This is a genomic window from Undibacterium sp. RTI2.2 (assembly GCF_035018705.1).
In the GTDB taxonomy this organism is placed as follows: domain Bacteria; phylum Pseudomonadota; class Gammaproteobacteria; order Burkholderiales; family Burkholderiaceae_D; genus Undibacterium.
Genome location: NZ_JASJXN010000072.1, coordinates 1 through 8,537, shown reverse-complemented (window position 1 = coordinate 8,537; position 8,537 = coordinate 1). Strand labels below are relative to the sequence as shown.

The following is an 8,537-nucleotide window of genomic DNA, read 5'->3' as shown; positions in this document are numbered from 1 at the left end:
AACAAGAAAACCAATCGCAACAGTGGCCACACCCATGCTCGACTTTACTGGTTTGGGTATTTTGCAAGAAGCTCATAACTTAAAAGTTAATGCGACAAAACCACAAAACCCATAGCCTCACACCACAGTTCGCGGCCAGGTAAATATGAAAATGGATCCGCGGTTAGGTGGGTTGCTTTCGACGCGGATGCTACCTCCAAAACCTTCGACCGCTTTCTTGACGATAGCAAGTCCCATGCCGCTGCCTTCAATCTGATCGCGTGGCTTGAGCGTTTGAAACATTTTAAAGATTCGCGCGTGGAACTCGGTGGCGATACCAGGTCCATTGTCCTCGATACGGAACTCGATACACTCATCCTGCTCCATGGCTGAAATCACCACCTGGCCCTCCGCAAGATCGTGGTGCTTGATCGCGTTATTGATTAGGTTGCGGATAACCAGTTCAAACGGTGCCTTAGGGGTGAACAAGCAAGGCATCCGGCCGCTGCATATGATGTTAAAACCTTCTGGTAGCGCTAAATAATCGTTAATATCCTTAACAAGTTTGCCGGTGTCAACGTTTTCAACGTCTTCGATCTTGCGGCCAACGCGCGAGTATGTGAGTAGACTTTCCAAAAGGCTATCCAGTCTTTCCACTCTGGTTCTCAGCAGCCGCAGGTTGTCGAGCGAGTCCTCTGTCGCAGTGCTTTGAATGTCTTGAGCGATCCATTCCACTAAATTGCGAATACCGCGCAGCGGAGCCTTGAGGTCGTGCGAAGCGACGTACGCAAAACTATCCAGGTCAGCGTTACTCCGTTCAAGCTCCTTTTGCACTGCAGTTCGTGCTTTGAGTGAGGTTGAAAGATGATCACTCATATAGTTGAAGGCATTACAAATACGACCAATTTCATCATCGGTGGCGACTCTCACCCGAAGGCCGAGATCACCCTGTGCCATGGCTTCGATTCCTTTGACTAGCTCGGCAACCGGCTGCCCAAGACGCTGTACCATTCTCCTAGCGGTAACAAACAACAGAACAATCGACGCGACGCCGGTTAAGATAACAACGATAAATATTTTCTGAAATTCATCTAAAAAGCGAATCTGCACGCTATTAAATAGACGCAACTCGAGGTTGATTGTCTCGTCACTGATTTGACGAAATTCATCCATGAACTGCTTACCGCTGTTTCCACGTACCAAAGTCAATGCATCCTGATGTTGACCCTGCTTGGAAAGCGCAATCGTTTTGGCTAATTCCACAAGTTTCGCGTGAATCAGGGGCTCCATTCGTTCAAGATTACTATGCGTTTCACTATTTTCAAGAAGCACGTGAAGGCGTCGTAGCCTCTCGCTGATGTTATTAATTCCCACTCGATATGGCTTCAGATAGTTATCATCGATCGTTAGTAGATATCCTCGTTGGCCGGTTTCAGCATTGAGCATATCCTCATTGAGTCCGCGTAGCTCCCTCTCGATAATTGCTGTATGTTTGGCACTGCTAGCGAGTTCAGCTACTTTTTCTAGGTTCCAATACAGTATACCGAGAAAGCTCATAAGGATTATCAAGGCAACGAGGAATAGCTGCCAGACGCCACCTGTTACGGTACGTTGATTTATCAGAGGGAATCGCACTAAAGTAAATCCATATGGGACGCAATACCTAAACCCGACGCCTTGGCTTGGTACATGGCAACATCGGCGTTTCGAATCAGAGCATCGAGTGCCTCCGCACCACTCGAATAAGGAACAATGCCGATACTTATTCCAATAGACAGTTGTTTATCACGCCAAGTAATCGGTTCAGAAATAGCATGCCGGATTCGATTAGCAATCAACAATGCTGTCTTGATGTCAACAGCATCGATCAAAGCGGCAAACTCGTCGCCACCTGGTCGATAAAAAAGGTCATTAGCACGGCCGATAGCGGACAAGCGACAGCCGACTTCCGCTAAAATGGCGTCACCTGCTTCGTGTCCATGCCGGTCATTGGCGCCTTTGAATCTGTCGAGGTCCATCATGAACAAGCACAAGGGCAGATTGGTGCGCTGCGCACTCGCGAGAGCACGGCCCAGATCACGCATGAATAACCGACGGTTCCCCAAGCCGGTGAGACTGTCATAAAGCGCCTGCTGTTCGATTTGGGCCCGTACTTCGACCAACTCGCGTTCGAGTCGGGTTCTTTCAACTGCTTGTATTATGACACGCATCAGGGTGTCAGGCGCTAATAGTGATTTGGGTAAGTAATCGGAGGCTCCGCGTTTCATGGCCTCGACCGCAACCATTTCATTGCCCTCGCCGGTTAACATCACCACCGGCGTTTTTATGCCAAGCGATTCGCGTAATTCCACCAGCAGTTCGAAACCATTGGTGCCGGGCAATTGATAATCTAGCAAAATGCAATCGAAGATTTGTTCGGATATAAGACGCCTTGCTGCAACTGCATTGGAAGCTTGCACAACGTGCGTGCTTCCCGCTGCTTGCGTCAATGACCGGAGTACTCTTTTGCGATCCACTTCATCGTCGTCAACGATCAAAATATGTTGTTTTTTCATTTCATGTATGGTAATTCGACAACGCGCCAGTAATGCTGCAGCATGGCAATCGCGTCCATGAAACTGCGACCCGGGTCGTGCTTGAGCAAATAACCTGCGACGTTTTTGTCATAGGCGCGCACCCGATCTCGCTCGTCGGCGGAGGTGGTCATGATAAAAACTACGCAGCGATGTAGGTCCGGATCCTTCCGCAGTTCGTCGAGAAACTCCAACCCGCCCATGCGCGGCATGTTGAGATCGAGCAAAATAATTAAGGGGTGCGGAATTGGGACGCAGCCGTTAACGCCGCGAAGGATTTCCAATGCTTCGATGCCATCCTTGGCCTCGGTCATAGGATTTGCTATTTTAAGCTCGCGAAAAGCCCGCTTTACGGACATCACGTCTACCTCGTCATCCTCGACCAGCAAAATATTGATACCTGTCATGAGTATGTCCTTATGTTAACGTAGTGCACTAAAGATCCTATGGATCGTCTGCATAACTCATCTTGCTAAGAGAGTTGTCTCCCATTTGATTTGGCGGAATTTTCAGCTTTACAAGAGGTGCCTTGCCGATGCAAGGTCATCCATGGCGCCGCTCGCTGCTCCATTTGCAGAGCAAGAACTTACTGCGCGGTGGGTAATCCGGTCAAATATCTACATAGCCTCTTGTTGTACCAGTAGTAGTACTCATCTGGCGTCATCGTGTCAAGCGAACTTTGCGGCTTTGTGGCTTTGGTGCACTTAAAAGTTGAAGGGGAAGGGGTTCTGTCGCGTTGACTTTTAAATGGTGAGTTTGCACACAACTTTATTTTCACACTTACGCTGGACGGATTTCTACTGCCAATGCATAAAATTGCTCGGCAAATGGCATGGACTCGCTGCCATTCAACATCAGTTGTCCTTTGCGAATCATGTGCATGAGTTCAATGCTAGCTAAGACATTTTTGGCAGCATAAAATGACTTAACTCCGAGCATCGGCTTGGTGATTCGTTTGACTGCACGCTGGTCTTGTTATTTCGCAAACATAAGCGCCAAGTGGGTGGCAGTTGGCGGATGGATGAGACGTATATTAAAGTCAAAGGTGTCTGGAAATACCTGTATCGTGCCGTCTACAAAGAGGGAGAAACAATCGATTTTCTGTTGACCGCAAAGCGTGATAAGGCAGCAGCCATGCGCTTCTTCGAGAAAGCCATCCATGACAACGGCAATCCTGAGAAAGTAGCAATGGATAAGAGCGGAGCCAATAAATCGGCGATCGATCAGATCATCGAAGACAAGGCGATTTCCGTCATCGTTCGACAGGTAAAGTACCTCAACAATAGGGTTGAACAAGACCACCGTGCGGTCAAACGAATCACCAAGCCGATGCTCGGAGTTAAGTCATTTTATGCTGCCAAAAATGTCTTAACTGGCATTGAACTCATGCACATGATTCGCAAAGGACAACTGATGTTGGATGGCAGCGAGCCCATGTCATTTGCCGAGCAATTTTATGCATTGGCAGGAGAAATCCGTCCAGCGTGACGACAGATACAACTGCGAGCTAGAAATTCCACTTGATTTCGCTAACGCGACAAAACCCAATTTACTCCGTGCGCCCAGTTTGCCGAACGCTTTTGGGAGCAATCAACCGCAATTATAAAAACAACGTTTGTTTGAAGGAGCCATAGCGCGGTTGAACGACATGATTTATTTTTACAATAACTGACTCGCGGTATCAACTTAAAGCGGGTCGTTTTGCGTTTGAGTAAATGTTAAAGTGTGTCAAATGTCAAGCCATCAGAAATAAATATGAGATATTAATGCGAAGAAATTTAAATGATGCGGCTCATCAAACCCACAAATCATGTTAACCAATGTTTATGTCGCTAGCCCGTCAAAAAAATAATTTAACGTCCATGTTATTTATCATCGCCAGCTATTTGATAAATAAATACGACTTACCTTCCAATTAGCAAAGCAATTTTTTAAATTGGGAACAACAGAATAATTTCGCAAAACTCTAAGATTGTGTATGTGAGTAAGCATTGCGATAGGTATCGGTTGGTCGTAAAAACGAAAAGCGACTAATGTAGCACTGGCAAATCTAGTTTGAAGACATAGTCCAAATCCGTCATTTAAAGGTTAAATCAATATGCTTAACTTATTTTTGTCAAAATCTGCTCGCAAACTCAATGCCTTGCTGCAATCTCAAGCCTCTATTGAGTTTGACGTATCTGGTAACATCATTAGCGCCAATCAACAGTTCTTAAACCTGATGGAGTACACACTTGCTGAAATCAAAGGTAAGCATCACAGCATGTTTATCGACCCAGCATATGCCAATAGTCGTGAGTATGAATATTTTTGGTCTTTGCTAAAACAGGGGAAGTCTCAGAGCGCGGAATTTAAACGCCTCACCAAGAGTGGCAAAACCGTATGGATGCAAGCAAGTTATAACCCGGTATTGGATCGTTTTGGCAAGCCTTTCAGAGTAGTAAAGATTGCTCAGAACACGACTGAACGAAAACTGCGAGACTCAAATTATGAAGGGCAGATCAACGCCATCGGCAATTCGCAAGCTGTCATAGAATTTGACATGGATGGAAATATCTTACATGCCAATGATAAGTTCTTAAACGCTTTGGGATACAGGCTTGACGAAGTACAAGGGAAGCACCACCGGATCTTTGTCGATAAAACCGAAAGTAAAAGCACACCGTATAAGCGGTTTTGGGATAATTTGCGAGCAGGTCAATATCAAGTGGCTGAATTCAAACGCGTACATAAAACTGGTCGAGATGTCTGGATACAAGCAAGCTATAACCCGATTTTAGATCTATCAGGTAAGCCGTTCAAAGTAGTGAAATTTGCTACTGACATTACTCGCGAGGTAGAGCAACGCAAGACCTTTGAATTATTATCCCTCGTCGCAAATGGGACTGATAATTCAGTTGTGATTACAGGCCCTGATGGCTGGTGTGAATATGTGAACTTAGGATTTACCAAACTAACAGGCTATCAACCCGAGGAAATACTAGGTAAAAAGCCCGGTAAATTATTGCAAGGCCCGCACACCGATCCAGTGACTATTGGACGCATCCGCGCTAAATTGCAAGCGAAAGAAGCTTTTTATGAGCAGATTTTAAATTACACAAAAAATGGTGTTCCATATTGGATATCCTTATCTATTAACCCGATCTTTGACAAGAACGGTAATTTAAGTAAAATTGTGTCGGTACAAGCTAACATTACTGAGACAAAAATGAAGGCACAAGAAGACGCAACACGTCTGATGGCGATTCGTTCATCAACTGCTACTTCAGATTGGTCACCTAAAGGCGAACCTGTCGATGTCAGTCCAATATTATTAGGAATACTTGGGTACGATAATCTAAGCGCTGCGAGTGAGGTACTAAGTACCATTTTTAGAAATGTGATGGTTGGAGAATACCTCGCCAAATTGCAGCAAGGGGAGGGTTTAGAACGTGAGATAAAGGTGCCTAGTGCCGATGGCAGTTTGGTTTGGCTTCAATGTACCTTCAATCCCATATTTGACGTGGAGAACATTCTCTCGAAATTGACTATGTACGCTAGCGATATTACTAATCAGCGAAATACCATGGATCGTATACGCACAGTCGTAGCAACTATTAATGATTTAGCCATGCAGACTAATTTACTATCCTTAAATGCCGCAATTGAGGCCGCCCGTGCAGGAGATGGCGGCCGAGGGTTTGCAGTCGTAGCGTCAGAAGTCAGGAAACTTGCCCATCGTTCTGCTGAGTCTGCCAGTGAAATCTCTGAAATGCTTCATAATTAGTTGCACTTAAAATAACCCTCTTAGACAAGTAGGAAGTAGATTATTTTAGGTGTGACTAATTATGCTAAAACACGTTTTGTTATGTTTTGCCGCTATCTTTTTCCGGAAATGATTTAGCTCGAAAATAGAACGCGCCGAAAATACTGGTTTTGTCGCGTTAGCGAAATCAAGTGGAATTTCTAGCGGGCAGTTGTATCTGCCGTCATGTTGGACGGAATTGTCTTGCCAACGCATAAAACTGGTCGCCGAAATTTACATCACCGCAGCCTTCCATCATCAGCTGACCTTTGCGTATAATATGCATTAGTTCGATTCCAGCTAAAACATTTTTGGCTGATCGAAAGGATTTGAATCCGAGCATTGGACGGGTTACTCTTTTCACTGCGCGATGGTCTTGCTCTACAATATTGTTGAGGTATTTCACCCGGCGAACCACCATGACTACTTCTCTGTCAATGTTCATTTCATCGATTGCTGCTTTGGACGCGCCGCTTTTATCCATGGCAACTTTTTCAGGATGTCCGCTGGCCTCAATTGCCTTACAAAAGAACCGTTCAGCTGCCGCCTTATCAGAGGTACCGTAAGGATTCCTGCACTAATGAGTAACATGTTTGTCAAACAGCGTCGTAAATTTTCTAGTTGTCAGCGCGGGGCGTTTACAAAAAGCTTCACAGAAGCCCTTACGGCCATTGGATCGGCGATAATTTCCTGGACGCTGAATTTCAATTGAAGTGGAAAATTCTCTGCGCTGTTTAACACCGATTGCTTTATCCCGTCAAGATAACTGCTCAAGTCAGTCGTCATTTCCTGTTGAGCTGCCTTGGCGATTTGACATTCAAATTGGCGGCGAGAGTTTATAGCAGCGTCTTAATCTTCTTTGAACTGTTTGTCCAATTTATCGCAGTGGGAACAACGCTCAATATCTCAATTACATCTGCATTGATTCCGTAGACCATGATGTATTGATCCGAAAATACATACTCGCGTGTTCCCTTAATTCGCCCTCGCTTATATGTCACAATGCCAGTCAGCGCTTCCCCTTTGGCCTCAATCTGGTCGTCATGCTGGAAGGCCGACTCGATACTGACGTAATCCGATCGCCGCGCCATGATCTCGATCCGATCGTCAATCGCCTGCTGGTTCCAAACAACCCTCAAGATTTCGCCTCGCCCCTAGTCAGCATAGCGCGGGCGGCGTCTATGCGCTGTCTTGCATCTGCGGTCGATAACTGGGGGCGGGTGTCATCCATCGCACTTTGCACTCGCTGGCGGAAAAATTCGTCATATTCAGCCGCCTTGTGCGCATTCTTCAATTTTGCAGACTGATCCGGCCTTGTTCTGGACGGCAGGCTGCAAGTTTCATACTTGGCAGCATCTACGTCAAAATGGGCGATGCCAACATCTTTCAGATAATTGACCAGGGTTTCAAGTTTGCGGAATATACGGATCTGATGGCTGCGCTGAGCGGCCAAGGCACGCTCGGTCCTGCCATATTTGATGAGGATGCCCCAACCACCTTCTTGTCCGACCACATGCGCACTATGTACGGCACCGGCTTCCGCCAGTTTAGTTAAGGTCGTATGGTCTATCGTTTCAGCATGCATAGCTTCCTCCGTCTTTCGCAATCATCCAAACTGTCACTTTACGCGCAAGTACTTAATAATTGCAAGCCTTTATCTTAATAAACATGCGGCTGATTGAGTGCAAAACTAACAAATGTCGCATGGAAAAGCCAATTTTCGTAGCCTTCGAGAATCGTTTTACCCAATTTTCGTCGATCGCGATATTGCCGGACGTTGTAATAGGGTTTTGTCGCATTAACGTAAGCGACCATAGCATTAGTGTAGAGTTTTGCGTTTTCAAAATGCGGGGGTAAAGATGCTAACGACGAAGCGACTGCGCTTTCCATTAGAAGTGATTTTAGTTTGTATCCGTTGGTATGCAGCGTACCCGTTGAGCTATCGGCATATTGAGGAAATGATGGAAGAGCGAGGTGTCTTTGTCGATCATTCATCCATCAACCGGTGGTCGATCCGGTTCCTGCCCATGTTGGAGAAAGTATTTCGCCAACATAAGCGACAAGTTGGCACAAGCTGGCGTATGGATGAAACCTATATTAAGGTCAAAGGTGTTTGGAAATATCGTAAGCGTCCAACGCTACCATCTATGAACAGCAAATAATTTCATGCACTGTCCAGACTGGATCATTTTGGAGAGCAA

General features: G+C 45.9%; 6 protein-coding genes and 4 pseudogenes. 3 read left to right on the top strand and 7 right to left on the bottom strand.

The window, feature by feature from the left end:
* Positions 1–117 precede the first annotated feature (117 nt).
* The 4 genes and pseudogenes from QN395_RS20540 to QN395_RS20525 all read right to left on the bottom strand — a co-directional run.
* Entirely contained in the window at positions 118–1,536 is a 1,419-nt protein-coding gene (locus QN395_RS20540; RefSeq protein WP_323492909.1) for a sensor histidine kinase, read from the bottom strand.
* A 77-nt stretch (positions 1,537–1,613) separates the two neighbouring features.
* On the bottom strand, positions 1,614–2,534 hold the full coding sequence (locus QN395_RS20535; RefSeq protein WP_323492908.1) for a diguanylate cyclase: 921 nt from the start codon (positions 2,532–2,534) through the stop codon (positions 1,614–1,616).
* Complete coding sequence (locus tag QN395_RS20530; protein WP_323492907.1) at positions 2,531–2,959, bottom strand: response regulator; 429 nt, start codon at positions 2,957–2,959, stop codon at positions 2,531–2,533. The genes QN395_RS20535 and QN395_RS20530 overlap by 4 nt, the downstream gene beginning before the upstream one ends.
* Before the next feature lie 373 nt (positions 2,960–3,332).
* Positions 3,333–3,527 (bottom strand): annotated as a pseudogene (locus QN395_RS20525) (IS6 family transposase); the annotation flags it as partial.
* Between the two features lie 3 nt (positions 3,528–3,530).
* Here QN395_RS20525 and QN395_RS20520 point away from each other — a divergent pair.
* Together QN395_RS20520 and QN395_RS20515 are read left to right on the top strand one after the other, a co-directional pair.
* A pseudogene (locus tag QN395_RS20520) lies at positions 3,531–4,040 on the top strand (IS6 family transposase); the annotation flags it as partial.
* A 610-nt stretch (positions 4,041–4,650) separates the two neighbouring features.
* On the top strand, positions 4,651–6,318 hold the full coding sequence (locus tag QN395_RS20515; protein WP_323492906.1) for a PAS domain S-box protein: 1,668 nt from the start codon (positions 4,651–4,653) through the stop codon (positions 6,316–6,318).
* A 202-nt stretch (positions 6,319–6,520) separates the two neighbouring features.
* Here the strand turns inward: QN395_RS20515 and QN395_RS20510 are convergent.
* The 3 genes and pseudogenes from QN395_RS20510 to QN395_RS20500 all read right to left on the bottom strand — a co-directional run.
* Positions 6,521–6,889 (bottom strand): annotated as a pseudogene (locus tag QN395_RS20510) (DDE-type integrase/transposase/recombinase); the annotation flags it as partial.
* Between the two features lie 283 nt (positions 6,890–7,172).
* Positions 7,173–7,475, bottom strand: coding sequence for a hypothetical protein (locus tag QN395_RS20505; protein WP_323492905.1), 303 nt, complete (start codon positions 7,473–7,475; stop codon positions 7,173–7,175).
* Positions 7,472–7,921, bottom strand: coding sequence for a hypothetical protein (locus tag QN395_RS20500; protein WP_323492904.1), 450 nt, complete (start codon positions 7,919–7,921; stop codon positions 7,472–7,474). Before QN395_RS20500 ends, QN395_RS20505 begins: the two co-directional genes overlap by 4 nt.
* A 274-nt stretch (positions 7,922–8,195) precedes the next feature.
* Here QN395_RS20500 and QN395_RS20495 point away from each other — a divergent pair.
* Positions 8,196–8,468, top strand: a pseudogene (locus QN395_RS20495) (IS6 family transposase); the annotation flags it as partial.
* Between the last annotated feature and the right edge of the window lie 69 nt (positions 8,469–8,537).